The 23336-nt window shown below is 72.8% G+C and carries 16 protein-coding genes; 1 reads left to right on the forward strand and 15 read right to left on the reverse strand.

Annotation, left to right across the window (positions count from 1 at the left end):
• Window positions 1-16 precede the first annotated feature (16 nt).
• The 10 genes from ACZ7FF_RS08830 to bldG all read right to left on the reverse strand — a co-directional run bounded on the left by ACZ7FF_RS08830 (window position 17) and on the right by bldG (window position 17059).
• Window positions 17-1603, reverse strand: a complete 1587-nt coding sequence (locus ACZ7FF_RS08830; RefSeq protein ID WP_470810660.1) for an alpha/beta hydrolase — start codon at window positions 1601-1603, stop codon at window positions 17-19.
• Window positions 1604-1834: 231 nt separating this feature from the next.
• A complete protein-coding gene (locus tag ACZ7FF_RS08835) occupies window positions 1835-3040 on the reverse strand; it encodes a DNA polymerase III subunit delta' (protein WP_470810662.1) in 1206 nt (401 codons plus the stop codon).
• Window positions 3041-3220: 180 nt separating this feature from the next.
• Window positions 3221-6607: a dTMP kinase gene (gene tmk / locus ACZ7FF_RS08840; protein ID WP_470810663.1), complete on the reverse strand. Its 3387-nt coding sequence runs from the start codon at window positions 6605-6607 to the stop codon at window positions 3221-3223.
• Between the two features lie 143 nt (window positions 6608-6750).
• Entirely contained in the window at window positions 6751-9588 is a 2838-nt protein-coding gene (gene topA, locus ACZ7FF_RS08845; protein ID WP_470810664.1) for a type I DNA topoisomerase, read from the reverse strand.
• A 269-nt stretch (window positions 9589-9857) separates the two neighbouring features.
• A complete protein-coding gene (locus ACZ7FF_RS08850; protein ID WP_470810666.1) occupies window positions 9858-10055 on the reverse strand; it encodes a hypothetical protein in 198 nt (65 codons plus the stop codon).
• Between the two features lie 347 nt (window positions 10056-10402).
• Entirely contained in the window at window positions 10403-11923 is a 1521-nt protein-coding gene (locus tag ACZ7FF_RS08855; protein ID WP_470810667.1) for a DUF7059 domain-containing protein, read from the reverse strand.
• 633 nt (window positions 11924-12556) lie between these two features.
• Window positions 12557-13165, reverse strand: a complete 609-nt coding sequence (locus ACZ7FF_RS08860) for a small secreted protein (RefSeq protein ID WP_470810668.1) — start codon at window positions 13163-13165, stop codon at window positions 12557-12559.
• Window positions 13166-13377: 212 nt separating this feature from the next.
• On the reverse strand, window positions 13378-15783 hold the full coding sequence (locus ACZ7FF_RS08865; protein WP_470810670.1) for a sodium-translocating pyrophosphatase: 2406 nt from the start codon (window positions 15781-15783) through the stop codon (window positions 13378-13380).
• A gap of 295 nt (window positions 15784-16078) precedes the next feature.
• Window positions 16079-16513, reverse strand: coding sequence for an ATP-binding protein (locus ACZ7FF_RS08870; protein WP_470810672.1), 435 nt, complete (start codon window positions 16511-16513; stop codon window positions 16079-16081).
• A 204-nt stretch (window positions 16514-16717) separates the two neighbouring features.
• Entirely contained in the window at window positions 16718-17059 is a 342-nt protein-coding gene (gene bldG, locus ACZ7FF_RS08875) for an anti-sigma factor antagonist BldG (RefSeq protein WP_010986038.1), read from the reverse strand.
• Between the two features lie 81 nt (window positions 17060-17140).
• On the opposite strand from bldG, the gene ACZ7FF_RS08880 reads away from it, so the two are divergent.
• A complete protein-coding gene (locus tag ACZ7FF_RS08880; protein WP_470810674.1) occupies window positions 17141-19648 on the forward strand; it encodes a DEAD/DEAH box helicase in 2508 nt (835 codons plus the stop codon).
• A gap of 518 nt (window positions 19649-20166) precedes the next feature.
• On the opposite strand, the gene ACZ7FF_RS08885 is transcribed toward ACZ7FF_RS08880, so the two are convergent.
• The 5 genes from ACZ7FF_RS08885 to ACZ7FF_RS08905 form a co-directional block, all read right to left on the reverse strand.
• Window positions 20167-20700 (reverse strand): Rv3654c family TadE-like protein, encoded by a 534-nt coding sequence (locus tag ACZ7FF_RS08885; protein WP_470810676.1) that lies wholly within the window; start codon window positions 20698-20700, stop codon window positions 20167-20169.
• A gap of 68 nt (window positions 20701-20768) precedes the next feature.
• Complete coding sequence (locus tag ACZ7FF_RS08890; protein ID WP_470810677.1) at window positions 20769-21107, reverse strand: TadE family type IV pilus minor pilin; 339 nt, start codon at window positions 21105-21107, stop codon at window positions 20769-20771.
• Window positions 21108-21129: 22 nt separating this feature from the next.
• Window positions 21130-21330 carry a DUF4244 domain-containing protein gene (locus tag ACZ7FF_RS08895; protein ID WP_470810678.1) on the reverse strand — a complete coding sequence of 67 codons (201 nt, stop codon included), beginning with the start codon at window positions 21328-21330 and terminating at the stop codon, window positions 21130-21132.
• 73 nt (window positions 21331-21403) lie between these two features.
• Window positions 21404-22183, reverse strand: a complete 780-nt coding sequence (locus tag ACZ7FF_RS08900) for a type II secretion system F family protein (RefSeq protein ID WP_470810680.1) — start codon at window positions 22181-22183, stop codon at window positions 21404-21406.
• Between the two features lie 304 nt (window positions 22184-22487).
• Window positions 22488-23333, reverse strand: a complete 846-nt coding sequence (locus tag ACZ7FF_RS08905; RefSeq protein WP_470811426.1) for a type II secretion system F family protein — start codon at window positions 23331-23333, stop codon at window positions 22488-22490.
• Window positions 23334-23336: the final 3 nt, after the last annotated feature.

Here is a 23336-nt window from a genome sequence, read left to right on the forward strand (position 1 = left end):
GGTGCCGGCGGTGGGGCTATGAGCAGCGCTTTCCGACGGGTGGCGGGGTGCCGTGGAGGAGGTAGGTGTCGATCGCGGAGTCGATGCAGGCGCTGCCGCGGCCGTACGCGGTGTGGCCGTCGCCGACGTACGTCAGGAGGCGTCCCGAGGCCAGCTGGTGGGCCAGGGAGCGGGCCCAGCGGTAGGGGGTCGCCGGGTCGCGCGTGGTGCCGACCACCAGGATCGGGCCCGCGCCCTTCGCCTCGATGCGATGCGGCGCTCCGGTGGCCTTCACCGGCCAGTACGTGCAGTTCAGCGAGGCCCAGGCGAGGCCGTCGCCGAAGACCGGGGACGCCTTCTCGAAGGCGGGCAGGTCCTTCTCCACCTGGGCGGGCCCGCTGAAGGTCGGCGGCAGGTCCAGGCAGTTCACGGCGGCGTTGGCCATCATCAGATTGCTGTAGTGGCCCTTGGCGTCACGCTCGTAGTAGGTGTCGGCGAGGGCGAGCAGGCCCGCGCCGTCGTTGTCCTTCATCGCCGAGGTCAGCGCCTCGCGCAGCTGCGCCCACGTCGTCTGGTCGTACATCGCCTCGATCACACCGGTGGTGGCCAGCGACTCGACCAGCTTGCGGCCGTCCGCGTCGCCCGTCGGGATGGGGTGGGCGTCCAGCTTGTGGAAGAAGGCCGTGAGGTGGTCGCCGACCTGCGCGGGCGTGGTGCCCTTGCCGCCGAGCGGGCAGTCGGAGTGCCGTACGCAGTCCCTGGCGAAGGCCTGGAACGCCGTCTCGAAGCCGGCCGTCTGTTCCACGTTCATCTGGAGGGAGTCGAGGGACGGGTCCATGGCGCCGTCCAGGACCATACGGCCCACCCGCTTCGGGAACAGGCCCGCGTACGTCGCCCCGAGGAAGGTGCCGTACGACGCCCCGACATAGTTCAGCTTCGGGTCGCCGAGCACCGCCCGCAGGATGTCCATGTCCCGCGCCGCCTCGACGGTGGAGACGTGTCGCAGCAGGCGCGCGGAGTGCGCCTCGCAGTTCGCCGCGAACTTCTTGTCCGACGCGACCACGGCGTCCCGTTCCTGCTGGTCGTCGGGGGTCAGGTCCGTCTTCGTGTACGCGTCCATCTGGGGGCCGTTGAGGCATTCCACGGGCTCGCTGCGGGCGACGCCGCGCGGGTCCATCGCGACCATGTCGTAGCGGGCGCGGATCTCGGCCGGGTAGCCGATGCCGGCGTACTGCTGCAGGTAGTCGATCGCCGAGCCGCCCGGACCGCCCGGGTTGACCAGCAGCGAACCGAGGGGCTTGGCCTTGCCGGTGGCCTTCTTCCGGGCCACGGCGAGCCGCAGGTCGCCCGCGCCCGGCCTGGCGTAGTCCAGCGGGGCCTTCATCGTCGCGCACTGGAAGCCGGGGACGCCGCAGCTGCGCCACTGCAGCCGCTGCGTGTAGTACGGCGTCAGTGCCGACGGCGTCGAACTCGGCAGCGCGGCCAGGACCGCGTCCGCCGCGTTGCTCGCCGACGTGGTCGAGCTGCCGGCGGAACAGGCGGACACGAGCAGGGCTGCGGCCATGAGGAGGGCGGCCGCGAAACGGGCCGGTTTCCGGGTGCCGGGGGATGGCCTGGTGTGCATCAAGCGAGCGTAACGCTGCGCGACGCTCCGGATGCGTTGCGTACGCCATGTGGCCTCGTACGGGGGACAGTGTCGGCGGCTTCGTACCAAGGGCATCGTCGGTCGGCCTCCCGGTGACGGTCCCCCGGTCCTCCAAGAACAGCCCTCCCCGGCAGCGGTACCGCTCATTCCGGCCGGGCACCGCTCCTTCCCGCCGGGTTCGGCCCGAGCACGCGCCTCCCGGCCGGGTTCTCACCCCGCCCGCAGTGCCATCGTCATCGCCTCCACCGCCAGCAGCGGCGCCACGTTGCGGTCCAGGGCCTCTCGGCAGGCGCCGATCGCCTCGATGCGGCGCAGGGTGGACTCGGGACGGCTGCCCCGGGCCAGGCGCTCCAGCGCGTCCTCGGCGTCGGCGTTGGCGATCGCCACCCGGGAGCCGAGCTGGAGGGCGAGGACGTCGCGGTAGAAGGCGGTGAGGTCACCGAGGGCGATGTCGAGGCTGTCGCGCTGCGTGCGGGTTCTGCGGCGCTTCTGCATGTCCTCCAGGTCCTTCATCACTCCCGCCGTGCCCCGTGGCAGCCGGCCGCCCTGCACCGCGCCGAGCGCCGCCTTCAGCTCCTCGGCCTCCTTGCCGTCCATCTCCTCGGCGAGCTGCTTGGCGTCCTCGGCGGCCGCGTCGACCAGGTCCTGGGCGGCCTTGAGGCACGCGCCCACCTCGTCGAGGCGCAGGGGCAGCTTCAGCACGGCCGCGCGGCGCTCACGGGCCGCCGGGTCGGTGGCCAGGCGCCGGGCGCGGTCCACGTGCCCCTGGGTGGCACGGGCGACGGCAGCCGCGACCTCCGGTTCGATGCCGTCGCGGCGCACGAGCGTGTCGGCGACCGCGTCCACGGACGGGGTGCGCAGGTTCAGGTGGCGGCAGCGGGAGCGGATGGTCGGCAGGACGTCCTCGATGGAGGGGGCGCACAGCAGCCAGACCGTGCGGGGGGCGGGCTCCTCCACGGCCTTGAGGACGGCGTTGGCCGACTTCTCGTTCAGCCGCTCGGCGTCCTCGACGAGGATGATCTGCCAGCGGCCGTTCGCCGGGGCGGTGAACGACTTGCGGACCGTGTCCCGCATGTCCTTCACCAGGATCTCGGAGCCGACCGCGGCGACCGTCGTGACGTCCGCGTGGGTGCCGAGCAGCGCGGTGTGGCAGCCGTCGCAGAAGCCGCAGCCGGGAGATCCGCCGAGGGCGCGGTCGGGGCTCACGCACTGCAGGGCCGCGGCGAAGGCCCGCGCCGTCTGGTTCCGGCCCGCTCCGGGCGGGCCCGTGAACAGCCAGGCGTGGGTCATCTTCGACGCCTCCGGCAGCGGCTCGGCCGCCGCGACGGCGGTGACCAGGGCGTCGGCGTCCCGCGCGGCGGCGTCGAGCACCGCGCTCACCTTCTCCTGACCGACGAGGTCGTCCCACACCGTCATGGGTCAAGCCGCCCTTTCCGTCCCACTGCGCCTTCCGGATCCATTGTGCGGGTGCGCACTGACAACGGGGACCACGGGCCGTGGAGAGGAGCGGAGGAGCAGCGGAGGCGGGCCGACGGCGAGCGGCGCCCGTCCGGACATGGACGGGCGCCGCTTCCTGCTCGCACCGGAGGGACCGGGTCAGCCCCGGCGGCCGCGGCCCCTGCGGCTCTGGTCCTCGCCGGAGTCGCCGTACTCCTGGTCGTCGTACGAACCGAACAGCTCGTCCGCCAGGGTCGGCAGGTCGTCCAGCGGGGTCTCCTCGGCCCACTCGGGGCGGGGCCGACGGCGGGGCGTGCCGTCGGCGCCCAGCTGGGGCATCTCGCGCGTGCGGCCCTCGGAGCCGTCGGCGGACCGCTCTTCCCGGAAGAAGCCGGGCGGTACCCGGTCCGCCGGGTCGTCGCCGCGCACGGGACGCAGTACGGCGGTCTCGTCGGCCGCGCCCGGGGGCACCGGCGGCAGCACGGCGGTCTCGTCGGCGGGGCCGGCGGGGACCGGGGGCAGCACCGCCGTCTCGTCCGCGGCGCCGGGGGCCACCGGCGGCTGCGGCAGCTCGGCCGTCACCTCCGAGTCGGCGTGGGCGCCGCGGGCGCCCTTGGAGTCCTGGACGTCACGCGTGTTCCCGGCGGAGCCGTCGCGGTCCACGCGCACCGGGCGCAGCACCGCGGTCTCGTCGGTGCCCGGGGACACCACGGGCGTGGGGACCGTCTCCTCGGCACCCGGGGTCGCGCCCCGCCGCCTGTCGGCCCTGGCCGCCTCGGGCGACACCACCGGCGTCGGAACCGTCGACGCGTCCGGGACCACGCCCGGTGCGGCCGGACGGGACGTGCCGGACCGGCGGGCGGCCGCGTCGGCGGCCGACGCGGCCTCGGCCGCCTGCCGGCGCGCCTCCTCGGCCCTCAGCAGGGCCTCCTCGGCCTTGCGCTGCTTCTCCAGGCGCCGCGCGTCCTCCTCGGCACGCAGCCGGGCCTGCCGGGCCTCTTCCTCGGCGCGGAGCCGGGCCTGCCGGGCCTCTTCCTCGGCGCGCAGCCGGGCCGCTTCCTCGGCCTGCTTGCGGCGCCGCTCCTCCTCCGCCCTGCGGCGGGCCTCCTCCTCGGCGCGGGCCTTCTCCTCGGCGAGCAGCCGCTGCCGCTCCTCCTCCGCGCGCCGGGCCGCTTCCTCGGCCCGCTGCCGGGCCTCCTCCGCCTGCCGTTCGGCCTCGCGGCGCTGGGCCTCCTCCAGCTCGCGCCGCTTGCGCTCCTCCTCCTCGGCGCGCAGCCGGGCCAGCTCCTCCTGGCGCTCGCGCTCCAGGCGCTCCTCCTCGGCCTTGCGCGCGGCCTCTTCCTCGGCCTTGCGGCGGGCCTCCTCCTCGGCCTTCTTCCGCGCCTCCTCCTGGGCCTTGATCTCGGCCTCGGACAGCGGCAGCACGGTGTCGAGCCGGTGCCTGATCACCGTGGTGACGGCCTCGGGCTCCTGGCCCGCGTCCACGACCAGGTAGCGGCCGGGGTCGGAGGCGGCCAGGGTGAGGAAACCGGCCCGCACGCGCGCGTGGAACTCCGCCGGCTCCGACTCCAGCCGGTCGGGCGCCTCGGTGAACCGCTCGCGGGCGGCCTCCGGGTCGACGTCCAGCAGCACCGTGAGGTGCGGAACGAGCCCGTTGGTCGCCCAGCGGTTGATGCGGGCGATCTCGGTCGGGGACAGATCGCGGCCGGCGCCCTGGTAGGCGACCGACGAGTCGATGTAGCGGTCGGAGATCACCACCGCGCCGCGCTCCAGGGCGGGGCGCACGACGGTGTCGACGTGCTCGGCGCGGTCGGCGGCGTACAGCAGCGCCTCCGCGCGGTGGGACAGGCCCGCGGAGGACACGTCCAGCAGGATCGAACGCAGCCGCTTGCCCACGGGCGTGGCCCCCGGCTCGCGGGTGAGCACGACCTCGTGGCCCTTCGCGCGGATCCACTCGGCGAGCGCCTCGGCCTGGGTGGACTTGCCCGCGCCGTCGCCGCCCTCCAGGGCGATGAAGAAACCGTTGCCCGTCGGCGCCTCGACCGGGTCGTCACCGCCCAGCAGGGCGTCCTTGAGGTCCTGGCGCAGCGGGATGCCGGACCGGTCGTCGACCTTGGCGAGCACCAGCGCGGCCACGGGCAGCAGCAGGGCGCCGACCAGCATCAGCGTGAAGGAGGCGCCGCCGTGCGCGAACACGAACCGGCCGTTCTCCAGCCGGTGCCGGCCGATGAGCCCGGCGACCACCGGGGCGATCACCGCGCCGAGCGCTATGAAGACGCGGACCACGGCCTGCAGGTGCTCGGTGGTGCGGGCCCGGCGGTAGTCCTCGGTCTCCTGGTCGAGCAGGGCGTGCCCGGTGTTGGCCGCCACGCCCGCGCCGATGCCGGCCAGCGTGACGATCAGGAGCACGGTGGTGACGTCCGGGACCAGCCCGGCGGCCAGCAGGGCGATGCCCGTGAACGCGATCGCGAGGGCGAGCAGCCGGCGCCGCGAGAGGGAGGGCAGCACCGAGGGCGCCGTACGGATGCCGAAGGCGACTCCGCCGGTCAGACCCAGCACCAGCAGGCCGTACAGGACCGGGCCGCCGCCCAGGTCGGTGGCGTGCAGGACGCACACCGAGACGGCGGACGCGATGGCACCGGCCACGGCGGCGCAGGCCGGGACGAGCAGCGGGATGGCGCCCGTACGGCCCTTGTCCACGCCGGTGCCGGTGCGCGGACGGCGCAGTCCCTCCAGCGGGGACCGCGCGCGGGGGGTGCGCGTGTCGGGCAGTTCGAGGAAGGTCAGCACGGACAGGGAGGCGGCGAACAGGCCGGCCGCCACATACGCCCCGAGGGCCGCGTGGTGCTGGTCGAACCAGACCAGGCCGGTGCCCAGCAGGTTGTTGAGCAGGCCGGCGACGACCAGTGCGGCGGCCGCCAGCGGGACCGCCAGGAAGCTGGTGCGCAGCGCGAGGCGGCGCAGGGCGTCCATGTGGTCCGGCAGCGGCCGTACGGTGGCGCCCTCCGGCGGCGGGGCGGGCAGCAGGGCCGGGGCCGCGCTCTCCCTGCACACCGTCCACAGCCGCTCGGCGACGCCGGTGACGAAGGCGGTGACCAGGAGCACGGCGAGTGCGTTGTCCGGGGTCCAGTCGATCCACAGGGGCGCGACGATCAGCAGCGCGGCGCGCACGCCGTCGGCACCGACCATGGCCCAGCGGCGGTCGAGCGGACCCTCCTGGGCGGTGAGCGTGGTCAGCGGACCGAGGAGCACCGCACCGAACAGCAGCGCGGCGAGTACGCGCGCCGCGAAGACCGTCGCCACTGCGAACGCCACGCCTCGGTACCCACCGCCGAACGCGCCCTGGTCGATCGCCGCCTGAAGGACGAGGACGACCAGGACGAGGAGGGCGAGGGTGTCACCGACACCGCTCACCAGCTGTGCGCTCCACAAGCGCCGCAGCTGCGGTCGGCGCAACAGGGAACGGACGGCGCGCTCGCGGGAGTCCGCGACAAGGGCGTCGTCCGGTGGTGGGGTGTGGGCCGTTGGCTGCTCGGCTCGCGTCATGCGTTCAGCCTATCCGCAGGGACCGACACCACACCCCGCCCGTCCTGGCATGCGCACGCCCCGACATCAAAGTGATGCCGGGGCGTGCGCTTCGCGAAGCCGGGAAGGCGGCTCGGCCGCCCGTCCGGGGAACCGGTCGGGTGTCAGTCCTCCGCGCCGGTGGACGTCGCCTTGGAGGCCGTCGCCTTCTTGGCGGTCGTCTTCTTCGCCGTGGTCTTCTTCGCGGCCGCGGTCGTCGTCTTCTTCGCCGCCGTCTTCTTGGCGGCGGTCTTCTTCGCCGGAGCCGTCTTCTTCGCGGCCGTCTTCTTCGCCGTGGTCTTCTTGGCGGGGCCCTTCGCACGCTTCTCGGCGAGCAGCTCGAAGCCGCGCTCCGGGGTGATCTCCTCGACGCTGTCACCGGAGCGCAGGGTCGCGTTGGTCTCGCCGTCGGTGACGTACGGGCCGAAGCGGCCGTCCTTGACCACGACCGGCTTGCCGGAGACCGGGTCCTCGCCCAGTTCCTTCAGCGGCGGCTTGGCGGCGGCCCGGCCACGCTGCTTCGGCTGGGCGTAGATCGCCTGCGCCTCCTCCAGCGTGATCGTGAAGAGCTGGTCCTCGGTCTGCAGCGAACGCGAGTCCGTGCCCTTCTTCAGGTACGGGCCGTAGCGGCCGTTCTGCGCGGTGATCTCCACGCCGTCGGCGTCGGTGCCGACGACCCGCGGCAGCGACATCAGCTGCAGCGCGTCCGCGAGCGTCACCGTGTCCAGCGACATGGTCTTGAAGAGGGAGGCCGTGCGCGGCTTGACCGCGTTCTTGCCGGTCTTCGGGGTGCCCTCGGGCAGGATCTCCGTCACGTACGGGCCGTAGCGGCCGGCCTTGGCGACGATCTGGTGGCCCGACTGCGGGTCGGTGCCCAGCTCGTAGTCGCCGCTGGGCTTGGCCAGCAGCTCCTCGGCCAGCTCGACGGTCAGCTCGTCCGGCGCCAGGTCGTCCGGGATGTCGGCGCGCTGGTGCTGCTCGGTGTCCTTCTCGCCGCGCTCGATGTAGGGGCCGTAGCGGCCGACGCGGAGCACGATCCCGCTGCCCACCGGGAACGACGACACCTCGCGCGCGTCGATCGCGCCCAGGTCGGTCACCAGCTCCTTGAGGCCGCCGAGGTGGTCCCCGTCGCCGTTGCCGGCGTCGGCCGCGCCACCGGTGACGGTGCCCTCGCCGAAGTAGAAGCGCTTCAGCCACGGCACGGCCTTCGCCTCACCGGCCGCGATGCGGTCGAGGTCGTCCTCCATCCTGGCGGTGAAGTCGTAGTCGACGAGCCGACCGAAGTGCTTCTCCAGGAGGTTCACGACGGCGAAGGACAGGAAGGACGGCACCAGGGCCGTGCCCTTCTTGAAGACGTAGCCGCGGTCGAGGATCGTGCCGATGATCGACGCGTACGTCGACGGGCGGCCGATCTCGCGCTCTTCCAGCTCCTTGACCAGGGAGGCCTCGGTGTAGCGGGCCGGGGGCTTGGTGGCGTGGCCGTCGACCGTGATCTCCTCGGCCGACAGCGCGTCGCCCTCGGCGACCTGCGGCAGCCGGCGCTCGCGGTCGTCCAGCTCGGCGTTCGGGTCGTCGGCGCCCTCGACGTAGGCCTTCAGGAAGCCGTGGAAGGTGATGGTCTTGCCGGAGGCGCTGAACTCCACGTCCCGGCCGTCGGCGGCGGCGCCACCGATGCGCACGGTGACGGAGTTGCCGGTCGCGTCCTTCATCTGGGAGGCGACGGTCCGCTTCCAGATCAGCTCGTAGAGCTTGAACTGGTCGCCGGTCAGGCCGGTCGCGGCGGGCGTGCGGAAACGATCACCCGAGGGACGGATCGCCTCGTGCGCCTCCTGCGCGTTCTTCACCTTGGCCGCGTAGGTGCGCGGCTGCGGGGGCAGGTAGTCGGCGCCGTAGAGCTGGGTGACCTGGGCGCGGGCGGCCGCGATCGCGGTCTCGCTCAGCGTCGTGGAGTCCGTACGCATGTACGTGATGTAGCCGTTCTCGTACAGCTTCTGCGCGATCTGCATCGTCGCCTTCGCGCCGAAGCCGAGCTTGCGGCTCGCCTCCTGCTGCAGCGTCGTCGTACGGAACGGGGCGTACGGCGAGCGGCGGTACGGCTTGGACTCGACGGAGCGCACGGAGAAGTGGGTGTTCTCCAGGGCGGCGGCGAGGGCGCGTGCGTTCGCCTCGTCGAGGTGGAGGGTGCTCGCGCTCTTGAGCTGTCCGAGGGAGTCGAAGTCGCGGCCCTGCGCGACCCGCCTGCCGTCGACGGTCTGCAGGCGCGCGACCAGCGACGACGGGTCCGACGGGTCTCCGGCGCGGCCGGTCGCGAAGGTGCCCGTCAGGTCCCAGTACTCGGCGGAGCGGAAGGCGATGCGCTCGCGTTCCCGCTCGACGACGAGACGAGTGGCGACGGACTGGACACGGCCGGCCGACAGCCGGGGCATGACCTTCTTCCACAGCACCGGCGAGACCTCGTAGCCGTACAGACGGTCGAGGATGCGGCGGGTCTCCTGGGCGTCGACCAGCTTCTGGTTGAGCTGGCGCGGGTTGGCGACGGCCTCGCGGATCGCGTCCTTGGTGATCTCGTGGAAGACCATCCGCTTGACGGGGATCTTCGGCTTGAGGACCTCCTGGAGGTGCCAGGCGATCGCCTCGCCCTCCCGGTCCTCATCGGTGGCGAGGAAGAGCTCGTCGGAATCCTTCAGCAGGTCCTTGAGCTTCTTCACCTGCGCCTTCTTGTCGGCGTTGACCACATAGATCGGCTGGAAGTCGTGTTCGACGTCCACACCGAGGCGGCGGACCTCGCCGGTGTACTTCTCGGGCACCTCGGCGGCGCCGTTGGGAAGGTCACGGATGTGCCCGACGCTCGCTTCGACTACGTAGCCGGGGCCGAGGTAGCCCTTGATCGTCTTCGCCTTGGCAGGCGACTCGACGATGACGAGTCGGCGGCCGCCCTCTGCGGTCTCGCTGGTCGGGGACAACTTGGCTCTTCTCTCCGGTCGACGCTATGGCCTCCCCAGGCCCTGGTCCCGGGGTCGCGGCGTACTGCTGGCTCGTGTGATGCTGCGGAGTGTGACGGTACATCCCGCCCCCGTGTCAAACGGGAAAAGCCCACAACGGCCACTCGAACGGTAACCCGACTACCGGCATTCCTGCCGCCCGGAGTACCGGGTACCCCTATGGCCGCATGTCCGGAGCGTGACGCTCTCTTTACTCTGGCGGCACCCCCGCGACCCCGTGGCCGCCGGTGTCAGAGGCGGGTGAGGCAGTACACGCCGAGGGCGAGTGCCAGGGTCCCGGTCAGGCTCGCGAGGGCGGCCGATGCGAGCCGATTCACACCGTGCGCCACCGGCTCCCCGCGTCGCAGACGCGTACCGGTCCAGGCCAGGAGAGCGCCTCCGAACAGGGCGAACACCAATCCCGCGAAGATCGCCGGCTCGCTCTCCATCCCCCGCCACCCCTTCCCCGCCGATACGACTCCGCCCAGCGCGGGGAGAGTGGCACGCGCGGGCGACGGACGGACGACATCGGGGTGAACGGACAGGCGGCGGGTCGTCCGACGTGCCGGTCGAACAGCGCGCCTTCCGATCGGGCACACGTATTTTTCCGGCCGTTTTCCCGGCGCGGGCCCGCACGGCGCTGTGGCGGCGATAACAAGTCTCGTTCCCCGGCCGACGCGCGAGCCCACGCGTACGGCAGTCGCGCGGGGTCCCCGGAGGTGATCCGCACGCGGGTACGACGGTTCGCGGATCCGGGGTACGGCAGCGCCCGCCGCCGTACCCCGCCCGCCCGGTTTCAGCCCGCCGGCTCCAGGAAGCCCTGCTCCACCAGCAGCCGGATCTGCGCGGGCGTCCGGTCCCGGAGCAGCACCGGGTCCTCCCCCACGAGTTGGGCGATGGCGTCCAGGATGCGGCCCGCGCTCAGCGTGCCGTCGCACACGCCCGCGAACCCGGCGCCGACCGTGTCCACCTTGGTGGCCCGGCGCATACCGCGGTGCTGGCGCAGCACGACATGCTCGGGGTCCTCGGCGCCGGGCAGCCCGACCTGCTCCTGCACCACTTCTCCGGCCAGCCTGAAGTGGCTTTCGAGCAGCGCCGCGTCGTCGTGTCCCCTGAGGTAGTCGAGGCGCGCGAAGTGCGCGCGGATCGTCTCCCCGAGGGGCTGCTCGACCGGGTGCGGCCACTCCTCCACGGTGACGGAGGGTTCGGCGGCGCCGGTCCTGCGCAGCGTGATCCAGCCGAAGCCGACCGCCTTGACCTTGCGCGCCTCGAACTCGTCGAGCCAGGCGTCGTAGCGTGCCTGGTACTCCGCCGGGTCGCCGCGGTGGTCACCGGCGTCCCTCAGCCACAGCTCGGCGTACTGCGTGACGTCCTGCACCTCGCGCTGCACGATCCAGGCATCGCACCCGCGAGGCACCCATGACCTGAGCCTGTCCTGCCAGTCCTCCCCTGCCACGTGCTGCCAGTTGGCGAGGAACTGCGCGAACCCGCCCTCGTTCAGCCGTTCCCCCGCCTGCTGAACGAGCGAGCGGCACAGATCGTCCCCGCCCATCCCGCCGTCCCGATAGGTCAGCCGGGCACCCGGGGAGATCACGAACGGCGGGTTGGAGACGATCAGATCGAACGTCTCGTCGTCCCGGACCGGTTCGAACAGCGAGCCCTCGCGCAGCTCGGCGGCGGACGCGCCGGAGAGTGCCAGCGTGAGCGCGGTGACGTGCAGCGCGCGCGGGTTGAGGTCGGTGGCCGTCACGCGCGTGGCGTGCTGCGTGGCGTGCAGTGCCTGGATGCCGGAACCGGTGCCGAGGTCCAGCGCGGAGGCCACGGGGGTGCGCACGGTGATGCCGGCGAGCGTCGTGGAAGCGCCGCCGACGCCCAGGACGACGCCCTCGTCGCGCTGTCCGATGCCGCCCGCTCCGCCGACCGCGCAGCCGAGGTCGGAGACGATGAACCAGTCCTCGCCGCCGGGACCACCGTAGGGGCGCACGTCCACGGTCGCGGCCACCTCGTCACCGCCCACACGCGTGAACCACCCTGCCTCCAGGGCCTCCTCGACCGGCAGAACGGCCGCCACGCGCGCGTGGGGCACGGGTTGCTGGAGCAGGAACAGCCGTACGAGCGTCTCCAGGGGTGTGTCGCCGCGGGTCGCCCTGAGGGCGGGCACGGTCTCGCTGCGGGCCAGCGCCGCGTACGCGGGGGCACCGAGCAGCTCGAGCAGTCCGTCGGCGGTGAAGGAGGCGGCCAGCAGCGCGTCCCTGAGGCGCGCGGCGACGTCGGGCCGATCGGAAGCGGGCAGAGAGGCGAGTCCGGAGTCAGTCACGCCCCCATTGTGGCCCGTACGGCCCAGGGGAGAAGGCCTCAGCACGCCCGCCACCGGACACCGGAAGCCGGTGCTCCGCCCGGCCTTGACCGAAGCGCCACGAAGGACCGCCCTGGCCCGGGCCGCCGGCATCGCGCCGACCGCCGACGAGCCGAGGGCAAAGCGTCGGCCCGTGGCCCCGGCCCAGAACAAGCGGCCGACGGCGGGACGAGCACGAGGGGCAGCCGGCAGCAGGACACGCTCGAAGCGGGCGGCCACCGGCGGGTGTGGCCGGGGAGCACGCGCGCCCACCGGCGGAACAGGCACGGAACGGGCGGCCACCGGCGGGCCTGGCCGGGAGCAAGAGCCCACTGGCGAGCCCGGCACAGAGCCCGGCCACCGACGGAGTGGACACGAAGCGGGCGGCCACCAGCGGGCCTGGCCAGGATTAGGCGCCCACTGGCGGCCCGCACAGAGCCCGCGGCCACAGACGGGACGGGCACGAAACAGGCAGCCACCGGGCGGCTCAGCCGGAGCGGACCGCGCGCCGGCGGGCGCGGCGCGGAGCGAGTGCCGGGGGCGCCGGGGCGCTGGGGGCAGCCGGCGGTCGGACCAGCGCGGGCCCGCCCGGGGCGGCCCGCGGTCGGCCGGCGGTCAGCCCGCCGTCGATCCCGTGGAGGGCGACGCCGACGAGGCGATCTTCTTGCAGCTGGCCTGCTGCGCGACGGCGTCCTGGACCTCACCCTGCTGGAGGTTCTTCAGCGCCTCGGTGCCGCTCTGGTGCTTCTTCTCCAGGTCGGTCATCTGCACGGCGACGTCGTGCAGACCGGAGGCGAACTTCGCCTGGTCCTTGGTGTTCAGGCCGTCGACCTGCTTCTTCAGGTCCGCGTAGGAGGACGCGAGGCTGTTGAAGCTCTTCACGACGTCCTGCAGGCGCTTGGCGCCGCCGTCGACCCCGGGGGGCGCGCCGGCGTTGCCGACGGCCGTGGCGATCGCCTTGTAGCCGTCGGCCATGTCCTGGAAGGCCTGGGAGTCGGTCTTCTGCAGCGTCTCGGGCTTGGCGGTGTCGGCGGCCGTGGTGCTGATCGCCGCGTTCGCCGCCTTGATCTTGGCGTCCTGCGCGGGCACCGCGTCGCACACCGACTTGGCCCAGGCGACCAGCTTGGGGTCGGGCCCCTTGCTGCCACCGCCGCTGCTGCATCCCGTCAGCGCTGTCACCAGTACCGCACCGCCGGACAGTGCGGCCGCGAGCTTCTTGTTCACCGGATCGGTCCCTTCCCTGGCTCTCGGCCCCCGGACCCTACACGCCGAACGCACACCTCCCCCATCCCGATCACCCCCTAAGTAGTATTTATGGCGTTTTGCACCACCGAGAGAAGGCTCACGACGTGGGCGTGCCCACACATACGGGCGGGCGGGCGGCACGTCAGCACGCGCCGTCCGCCCGCCCGTTGAGCAGGCCCCTTCCGGTGGGCCTACGAAACCACCGCCGCATCGGGCGAGTTGGCGACCCGCTCCGCGCTCTCGTCGTCGCCGACGGCGATTCCACGCCGCTTGGAGATGTACACGGCGGTGACGATCACCAGGAGCGCGAGGATCGCGATGCCGATCCGCACACCGAGGTTCTTGTCGTTGCCGTACGAGAACTTGATCACAGCGGGTGCGATCAGCAGCGACACCAGGTTCATGACCTTCAGCAGCGGGTTGATCGCCGGGCCGGCCGTGTCCTTGAAGGGGTCGCCGACCGTGTCGCCGATCACCGTGGCCGCATGGGCCTCGCTGCCCTTGCCTCCGTGGTGGCCGTCCTCCACCAGTTTCTTGGCGTTGTCCCAGGCGCCACCGGAGTTGGCGAGGAACACCGCCATCAGCGTGCCCGCACCGATCGCACCGGCGAGGTAGGAGCCCAGGGACCCGACGCCGAGCGTGAACCCGACGAAGATCGGCGCCATCACGGCGAGCAGACCGGGCGTGGCGAGCTCCCGCAGGGCGTCCTTGGTGCAGATGTCGACGACCTTGCCGTACTCGGGCTTCTCGGTGAAGTCCATGATCCCGGGCTTCTCACGGAACTGCCGCCGCACCTCGAACACCACCGAACCCGCCGAACGTGACACGGCGTTGATGGCCAGTCCGGAGAAGAGGAAGACGACCGCGGCCCCCGCGATGAGGCCGACGAGGTTGCTGGGCTGCGAGATGTCCAGGGACAGGCTCATCGGTGCGCCCGGCCCGGTGAGTTTCGCCCCCACGTCCTGCACGTTGGTGGTGATCGCGTCGCGGAACGACCCGAACAGCGCCGACGCGGCGAGCACGGCGGTGGCGATGGCGATGCCCTTGGTGATGGCCTTGGTGGTGTTGCCGACGGCGTCCAGGTTGGTGAGCACCTGGGCGCCCGCGCCCTCGACGTCGCCGGACATCTCGGCGATGCCCTGCGCGTTGTCGGAGACCGGCCCGAAGGTGTCCATGGCGACGATCACACCGACCGTGGTGAGCAGGCCGGTGCCGGCGAGCGCGACCGCGAACAGCGCGAGCATGATCGACGTGCCGCCGAGCAGGAACGCGCCGTACACGCTGAGCGCGATCAGCAGGGCGGTGTAGACGGCGGACTCCAGGCCGACCGAGATGCCGGCCAGGACGACGGTGGCCGGACCCGTGAGGGAGGTCTTGCCGATGTCCCGGACCGGGCGCCGGTTGGTCTCGGTGAAGTAGCCGGTCAGCTGCTGGATGACGGCGGCGAGCAGGATGCCGATGGCCACCGCCACCAGGGCGAGGATCCGCGGATCGCCGTCCTTGCCCTTGATCGCCGCGTCCGTGACGCCCTTGAGGGCGGAGTACTTCGAGGGCAGGTAGACGTAGACCGCGATCGCGACCAGGACGAGGGAGATCACCGCGGAGATGAAGAACCCGCGGTTGATCGCGCTCATCCCGCTGCGGTCGGTGCGCCGTGGGGCGACCGCGAAGATGCCGATCATCGCGGTGATCACCCCGATGGCGGGCACGAGCAGCGGGAAGGCGAGTCCCGCGTCACCGAAGGCGACCTTGCCGAGGATGAGCGCGGCCACCAGGGTGACGGCGTACGACTCGAACAGGTCGGCCGCCATGCCGGCGCAGTCGCCGACGTTGTCGCCCACGTTGTCGGCGATGGTCGCGGCATTGCGGGGGTCGTCCTCCGGGATGCCCTGCTCGACCTTGCCGACCAGGTCGGCGCCGACGTCGGCGGCCTTGGTGAAGATGCCGCCGCCCACACGCATGAACATCGCGATCAGGGCGGCGCCGAGGCCGAAGCCCTCCAGCACCTTCGGTGCGTCGGCCGCGTACACCAGCACCACACAGGAGGCGCCCAGCAGGCCGAGCCCCACCGTGAACATGCCGACCACGCCGCCCGTGCGAAATGCGATCTTCATCGCGGTGTGCGAAACGGTGGTGAGATCCTTTTCGGGTTCACCCTCGGCCGGGGTTGCCTCCCGGGCCGCGGCGGCGACGCGCACATTGCTGCGTACGGCGAGCCACATGCCGATATAGCCGGTGGCCGCCGAGAACGCCGCACCGATCAGGAAGAACACCGATCGTCCGGCACGCTGATTCCAGTCGTCCGCGGGCAGCAGCATGAGCAGGAAGAAGACCACCACGGCGAATACGCCGAGCGTGCGCAGCTGACGCGCTAGGTACGCCTTGGCGCCTTCCTGGACCGCCTCGGCGATCTCCTTCATGCTGTCGGTGCCCTCGCCCGCCGCGAGCACCTGGCGCACCAGGATCCCGGCGACGACCAGCGCGGCGACGGCGACCGCCGCGATGACGGCCACCATGACCCTGTTGTCGCCGGTCAGGACCGCGGCTGCGAGGGGTGTGGGGTGGACCAGCTGATTGGGGGTAGAAAGCCCCGCCATTCGTCCTCCTTGACGCTTGGGCTGAGCTCAAGATGTGGACGGATTGTAGGTACCCGCGAGTGATCTAAACAGGGGACGGTAAACGGAATTGGCCTTCTCGTGCTCTTCAGCAAATGATCGAGGACACGCCACCGAACCCGAAAGAGGTAATGCCCCAAAGGCATTGACGACCGCATTGACGCTTGATCAAATTATCGGGCTATTGATCGTGAATTCCTTCACGAATTGGCGGCGGGGCCGGAAAACGCGACAAGGGCCCTGCTCAGCAGGGCCCTTGTGAACGTGCGCGGCGGCTTCAGACGAGCGCGGCGGCCGGCGGGTTCGCCGGCCAGGTCATCCGGATCAGCCCGCCGTGCTGCCCGGTGGTGACCTCCACGTCGTCGACGAGGCCGCTGATGACCGCGAGGCCCATCTCGTCCTCCTCGGCCTCGGCTTCGCCATCCGCTGCCGCCCCGGGCGTGTCGCCGCCCGGCGTGGCGTGTGGGGCCTCGTCGCCGACCTCGATGGAGAACTGTTTCTCCTCTTCGATCAGCGCGACCTTCACCGGCGCGGTGATGCCCACGCTCTGGTGCAGTCCGACGGCGCGGGAGCAGGCCTCGCCCACGGCGAGCCGGACCTCGTCCAGTACGGCCTCGTCCACTCCGGCCCTGCGCGCCACCGCTGCCGCCACCAGTCGGGCGGTCCGGACGTGCTCGGGCAGCGCGCTGAAGCGGAGTTCAACGGTGGCCATGCATCCCCCTCGCAACTACGGGCGTGCGGTCGGGGCGGGGCCGCCGGGAGCCCGCCCCCTCATGTACTTCGATACCCGGTTCCGCGCCCGGACGCACCGGCCCGGGCCCGGGTGTCACCCACCGGCGCCGGCTCGTCACCGGTCGGCGAACCGACCGGTGACCCGGCGTCGGCCAAGTGGCCCCGCAGCGGTCCGACGACAGCGTCAGTCGGTGGCCGCCACCGCTTCCTCGACCGAGGTGTGGATCGGGAACACCTTGGTGAGGCCGGTGATGCGGAAGATCTTCAAAATGCGCTCCTGGTTGCAGACCAGGCGCAGCGAGCCCTCGTGGGCACGCACTCGCTTCAGGCCGCCGACCAGTACGCCGAGCCCGGTGGAGTCGAGGAAGTCCACGCCCTCCATGTCGACGACGAGGTGGAAATTCCCGTCGTTCACCAGCTCGACCAGCTGCTCGCGCAGCTTGGGCGCGGTATATACGTCGATTTCGCCACCGACCTCGACGACCGTACGATCGCCGACGGTACGGGTCGACAGGGACAGGTCCACGGATCCTCCAGCACCTTGCTATCGAGCGGTCGTCCCTCGGGGACCTCGGCTTGCGGCCCCCGGGACGCATCGCCAGCCGCGATGGCATTCAATCACTTACCGGCAGGCGTGCACGACGCCTTGACTCCATTGTCCGTCACGCCAGTGACACACTCGGTGCCAATGGCCAAGAATCACCGATCCGATCGACCCCCGGCGGACCCGGCGTCCAGCCCGGCTCCAGGCATGGTTCTGGACCGGCTCGCCTCCGGGCCGAGTCGGGCTGCGCGCATCACTCATACGGAGCACTTGCCCCCGCGCGAGGGCCGCCATGCCGTCTGGCCTGATCGAATTCGGTCCGAAGTGATCGCCGCCGTTCAGGAGTGCGGCATCGAGCACCCCTGGGCGCACCAGGCGCTGGCCGCCGAGCACGCCCTGGACGGCGATTCGGTGGTCGTCGCCACCGGCACCGCGTCCGGCAAGTCCCTGGCCTATCTCGTCCCCGTGCTGTCCACCCTTCTGGATGGTGCGAAGGCGCCGAACGGCCGAGGGGCCACCGCCCTGTACCTCTCCCCCACCAAGGCCCTCGCGGCGGACCAGTGCCGATCGGTGAAGGAACTTTCACAGCCGCTGGGCACCGCGGTACGCCCGGCCGTGTACGACGGCGACACCCCGTTCGAGGAACGCGAGTGGATCCGCCAGTACGCCAACTACGTCCTCACCAACCCCGACATGCTGCACCGCGGGATACTGCCCGCCCACCCGCGCTGGTCCTCCTTCCTGAAGTCGCTCAGATACGTCGTCGTCGACGAGTGCCACACCTACCGGGGCGTCTTCGGCTCGCACGTCGCCCAGGTACTGCGCCGATTGCGCCGCCTGTGTGCCCGCTACGGCGCCTCGCCCGTCTTCCTGCTGGCCTCCGCGACCGCCGCCGAGCCCTCCGTCGCCGCCCGCCGGCTGACCGGTCTGCCGGTGGTCGAGGTCGCCGACGACGCCTCCCCGCGCGGGGAGCTGGTCTTCGCCCTCTGGGAGCCCCCGCTCACCGAGCTGCACGGCGAGAAGGGCGCGCCCGTACGGCGTACCGCCACCGCCGAGACCGCCGACCTGCTGACCGACCTGACCGTGCAGGGTGTGCGCTCGGTGGCCTTCGTACGGTCCCGGCGCGGCGCCGAGCTGATCTCGGTGATCGCCCAGGAGAAACTGGCCGAGGTCGATCGCTCCCTGGTCCGGCGTGTCGCGGCCTACCGCGGCGGCTACCTCCCCGAGGAGCGCCGGGCCCTGGAACGCGCCCTGCACTCCGGCGAACTCCTCGGACTGGCCGCCACCACGGCCCTGGAGCTGGGCGTGGACGTCTCCGGCCTGGACGCGGTGGTGATCGCCGGCTACCCGGGCACACGCGCCTCCCTGTGGCAGCAGGCGGGCCGCGCGGGCCGCTCCGGCCAGGGCGCCCTGGCCGTCCTCGTCGCCCGCGACGACCCCCTGGACACCTTCCTCGTCCATCATCCCGAGGCCCTGTTCGACCAGCCGGTGGAATCGACCGTCCTCGACCCCGACAACCCCTACGTCCTCGCCCCGCACCTGTGCGCCGCCGCCGCCGAGCTTCCGCTGACCGAGGAGGACCTGGACCTCTTCGGACCCGCCTGCGCGGACCTGCTGCCGCAGCTGGAGGCCGCGAAGCTGCTCCGCCGGCGGACGCGGGCCTGGCACTGGACCCGCCGGGAGCGGGCCGCCGACCTCACCGACATCCGCGGCGCGGGCGGACGCCCGGTGCAGGTCGTGGAGTCCGGCACGGGACGCCTGCTCGGCACGGTCGACGCGGCCGCCGCGCACTCGACGGTCCACGAGGGCGCGGTCCACCTGCACCAGGGCCGCACCTACCTGGTGCGCACCCTCGACCTGGACGACTCGGTCGCCCTGGTCGAGCAGGCCGACCCGCCGTATTCGACGGTGGCCCGGGACACCACGTCAATCTCCATCCTGGAGACGGACACCGAGATCCCCTGGGGCACGGGCCGCCTGTGCTACGGCTCCGTCGAGGTCACCAACCAGGTGGTCTCCTTCCTCCGCAGACGCCTCATCACCGGTGAAGTGCTGGGCGAGACGAAACTCGACCTCCCTCCTCGTACGCTGCGCACCCGCGCGGTGTGGTGGACGGTCACCGAGGACCAGTTGGACGAGGCCCGGATCAACCCGGAGATCCTCGGCGGCTCCCTGCACGCCGCCGAGCACGCCTCGATCGGCATGCTGCCCCTGTTCGCCACCTGCGACCGGTGGGACATCGGCGGCGTCTCGGTGCCGCTGCACCCGGACACCCTGCTGCCGACGGTCTTCGTCTACGACGGCCACCCCGGCGGCGCGGGCTTCGCCGAGCGCGCCTTCCACACCGCACGGGACTGGCTGGCCGCCACCCGCGAGGCCATCGCCTCCTGCGAGTGCGAGGCCGGCTGCCCGTCCTGCATCCAGTCCCCCAAGTGCGGCAACGGCAACGACCCGTTGCACAAGAGGGGCGCGGTACGCCTCCTCACGGTGCTGCTCCGAGGGGCACCGGAGCAGAAGGAGGACGAGGAGAGGCTGGGCGAGCCGACTCCGCGGCAGGCCACGCACGGCTGAATCGGGCGGGGCACTCGCACGGCTGAATCGGCTGGGGGGATGAGTGCCTGACGGCTGGCTGGGGCGGGGGCTGGGCGGGTGCTTCGCATCTGACCGGGGCGGTGCCTGACGGCTGGCCGTGAGCCCGGCAGCGGACCGATGCCTCAGGGGCTCACTGGCGGCAGCGGCACGGGGCCTTCGCGGCTGACCGGGACGGGTTTCTGACGGCTGGCTGTGAGCCCGGCAGCGGACGGGTCTCCCGGGACCACGCTGGTGGCGACAAGGCGGGTGCTCACGGCTTACCGAGGCGGCACCAGCGCCGGTGCCCGGCGGCCCACCGAGAGCCCGGCAGCAGACGGATCTCCCGGGACCTCACTGATGGCGGCGGGGTCCTTCGCGGCCTACCGAGGCGGCACCAGCGCCGGTGCCCGGCGGCCCACCGAAGGCTCGGCAGCGGGCGGGTGCCCCGCGGCTCACTGGTGGCGGGCGCTCGGGTACCTCGCGTGAGGGAGGCGGCATCGGAGTGAGTGCCTCGCGGCTCATCGGGGCGGCGGCTCGGGTGCCCCGGTCGTGACCGGGGACCGCGGTGCGGTGGGTGCCTCGGTGCCAGCCGGCGGCGGCAGCGGGACGGGTGCCCCGCTGCCGGCCGGAGGCGGCAGCGGGCCCGCCGGGCCCGCTCTGGCCCTGACCTCCGCCGTGAACGGGCCCCTTCCCGAGGCCGCGGTCACGTCCGACGTCTCGCCCTCGATCACGCACCGCACCAGCCGTACCCCCTGGACCGTCGCCAACCGCCCGGCCCGGCCGCACGCCGCCGCACCGCCCTCGGCCCAGTGGTCCGCCGCCGCGAGCGCCGCCAGATCCGCGCCGCCGGCCACCCGGTGCCGGACGACCACCGCCTGCCCGAGAGCGAGCACGGCCCCGAACACCACACAGAGCACGGTGACCGCCCCGAGACTCCAGACGGTGGCGGACCCCTGATCGGAACCGGGCCGACCCCGCGCCCGCCGCCCGGGCCGGAAGCGGCCGGGCCCTCGGAGGGATTCGGCCCGCCTGCAGGCCCGGTCACGCTTCACGGTTCCGCCCTTCCGGACCGAAGCAAGCCCTTGGACAGATTCGCGCCGGTCAGGGGCGCGACCTCGCTTCATGACCCCGGCTCCTTCGCGCCCACCGTGTCCTCGGCCAGTGCCACCGCCTCCTCGCGCAGTTCGAACGGCAGCCCGCTCAGTACCGGCGGTCTGGCCACCACCGTCACCCGGACCTGGTCGCCCTCGCGACCGACCGTCACCTGTGCACCACGCGGTGCCGCCTCCCGGGTCACCGTCAGCACCGCGTCCGCCGGGTCCTGCCGGGCGGCGGCCCGGGCGCCCGTGTGGGCCGCGTCCACGCACTGGATCTGCGCGGCCACCACGAGCAGCCCCCAGACCAGCGCCATCGTGAACGCCACCAGCACACAGAGCACCACGGCCGCCTCCGCGGTCACGAACCCACGGTCCGCCCCTCGCTCACATCCGCGCACTGAGGGCCTTCTTCACGATGTTCTGCAGTTCCTCCCGGACCTCGCCGCTGGTGACGACCTCGTAGAGCAGCAACGCGAACCCGACGGCCGCGATGATGCCCATCGCGTACTCGGAGGTCACCATTCCGGCGTCCCCACGGCACGCCCGCCGCAGCCTCACCAGTGCTTCCTTGATCTTCCTGTTCATTTCAACCCCCGTGCAGTACACGTCTGTTCTGTCTCGACACCGGTCACTCGTCATCGATCGCTCCCCTAGTGCCTCACCTCCTCCCGATCACCCCGCCCGCCAGCCCGATCACCACGGGCACCACGCCGATCGCGATGAACGCGGGCAGGAAACACAGCCCCACCGGCGCGGAGATCAGTACGGCGGCCCGACGTGCCCGGGCCGTCCCGGTACGGGCCCACTCCGCCCGCGCGTCCTGGGCGAGGCGGGTCACCGGAGCCACCGCGGGCAGCCCCGACTCGTCGGCGCGCTCCAGCAGCCGGGCCAGGGACCCGGCGCCGGGCAGCGCGGCCAATCTCCGCCAGGCACCGCCCGGTTCACCGCCGAGCCGCACCTCCGCCGCGCCCCGCGCCAGCGCCTCCCCGACGGGACCGCCGAGCGCCTCCCCGACCGCCTGAGCTGCGATCACCGGGCCGGCACCGGCCGCGATGCAGGCCGCCAGGAGGTACGCGGCAAGCGGAAGCTGACGCGCGGCCACGGCGTTGTCGACGGCCCCCTCCCCGGCCGCCCCCGTCTGACGGCTCCGCCACCGCCACAGCACGGCACCGGCGCCGGCCCCGAGCAGAGCCCCGGCCACTCCACCGACCAGTACCCACACACCGACCGCCGCGCCGACGGGCGGCAGCCACCGCCGCATCGCGCCCGAGAGCTCGAACGACGTCCCTGCGTCGGGCACTTCAAGGGCCAGCAGCTCCGCGATCCTCCGCCGCGCCCGCCGCCGTCGACGGACCGACTCCACCCGGACGACGCCCCATCCGAAGGCCACCGCCACGGCCACGACCATCCCCAGCCTGTGCACAACATCCCCGCTCACACCGCTCCGCCTCCCTCCACAACCCGAACCACCCCGCCACGTCCCCACTCCCCACCGACCGCCCGGCCCGCGCCCCAACTCCCGCCATGCCCCCGCACCACGCCGGCTCCGGCCCTCCATCCCCACACCCCGAACCACCCTCCGCGCCGCGCCCCCTCGCCCGCCCACCGTCCCGGCCCAGCCCGACTCCCACCCTCCGAACCACCGCCGGCTACGCCCATCCCCCGGACCTGAACCACCCGACGGCCCAACACCCCGCCCACCACCGTCACCTCCATCGCACCCCCGGCCCCCGCGCCCCCTTTCACACCACCCCCGCCCCCCGCACGATCCGGTTCGACCACCACATGCCCGCCGCCTCGAACAGCGTCCCGGTCAGCAGGCAGCCGAGGCCGGCGCCGGTGTGAAGGAGCACTCCCAGGGGGTGGGCGCCCATGGCCGCGCCGAGGAGGAGACCGAGGGCGGGGAGCGCGGCGAGCAGCACCGCGGTCGCGCGGGCGCCCGCCAGTTGGGCGCGCAGGTCGGCGCGTTGGTCCCGCTCGGCGCGCAGCGCCCCGTCCAGCCGGTCCAGGCCGGCCGCGAGTCCGGCTCCCTGGTCGACGGCCACCCTCCAGCACGCTGCCAGCCCCAGCAGGCCCTCGGCGCCCGGCTGCCCGGCCGCCACGGCCAGCGCGCCGGGCACGTCCCCGCCGAAGCGGGCGGCCGCGACCACGGCCGCCTGCGCGTCGCCGAGCCCGCCGGAGTCCCGCGCGGCCCGCAGCAGCGCCTCGCCGGGCTGCCGTCCGGCCCGCACCTCCCCGGCGAGGGCCCCGCACAGGGCGATCACCGCGTCGGCCCGCCGCTCCCGGCTCTGCCCGGCCTGCCTGGCCTGCCGCACCCGGCGCAGCACGGGCACCCCGGCCGCCCCCGCGACGACCGGAATCACCGAGGCGCCCAGCAGCGCGAGCCCCAGCCCGGCGGCGAGTGCCCACCACTCGGCTCCCCACCGGCCGCGCAGCCGCCGCAGTTCCGCCTGGAGCCGCTCCCAGGGCGGTGGCGCCGTCGCCACCACTCCGCCGCCCACGAGCAGCAGCCGGGCATGGCGCATCCCGTGGTGCCGTCCTCCCAGCAGCCACACCAGCGCGCCGAGACAGATCAGCGCGGCCCCCATGGA

Source organism: Streptomyces sp. NPDC037126, assembly GCF_055605965.1.

Bases quoted from the DNA above. Each gene is read 5' to 3' on its own strand.
- ACZ7FF_RS08835 (WP_470810662.1), bottom strand. From the start codon at position 3,040: ATGACGGTGTGGGACGACCTCGTCGGTCAGGAGAAGGTGAGCGCGGTG.
- ACZ7FF_RS08905 (WP_470811426.1), bottom strand. From the start codon at position 23,333: ATGGGGGCCGCGCTGATCTGTCTCGGCGCGCTGGTGTGGCTGCTGGGA.
- ACZ7FF_RS08865 (WP_470810670.1), bottom strand. From the start codon at position 15,783: ATGGCGGGGCTTTCTACCCCCAATCAGCTGGTCCACCCCACACCCCTC.
- ACZ7FF_RS08895 (WP_470810678.1), bottom strand. From the start codon at position 21,330: ATGAACAGGAAGATCAAGGAAGCACTGGTGAGGCTGCGGCGGGCGTGC.
- ACZ7FF_RS08880 (WP_470810674.1), top strand. From the start codon at position 17,141: ATGGCATTCAATCACTTACCGGCAGGCGTGCACGACGCCTTGACTCCA.
- ACZ7FF_RS08870 (WP_470810672.1), bottom strand. From the start codon at position 16,513: ATGGCCACCGTTGAACTCCGCTTCAGCGCGCTGCCCGAGCACGTCCGG.
- ACZ7FF_RS08850 (WP_470810666.1), bottom strand. From the start codon at position 10,055: ATGGAGAGCGAGCCGGCGATCTTCGCGGGATTGGTGTTCGCCCTGTTC.
- tmk (WP_470810663.1), bottom strand. From the start codon at position 6,607: ATGACGCGAGCCGAGCAGCCAACGGCCCACACCCCACCACCGGACGAC.
- ACZ7FF_RS08830 (WP_470810660.1), bottom strand. From the start codon at position 1,603: ATGCACACCAGGCCATCCCCCGGCACCCGGAAACCGGCCCGTTTCGCG.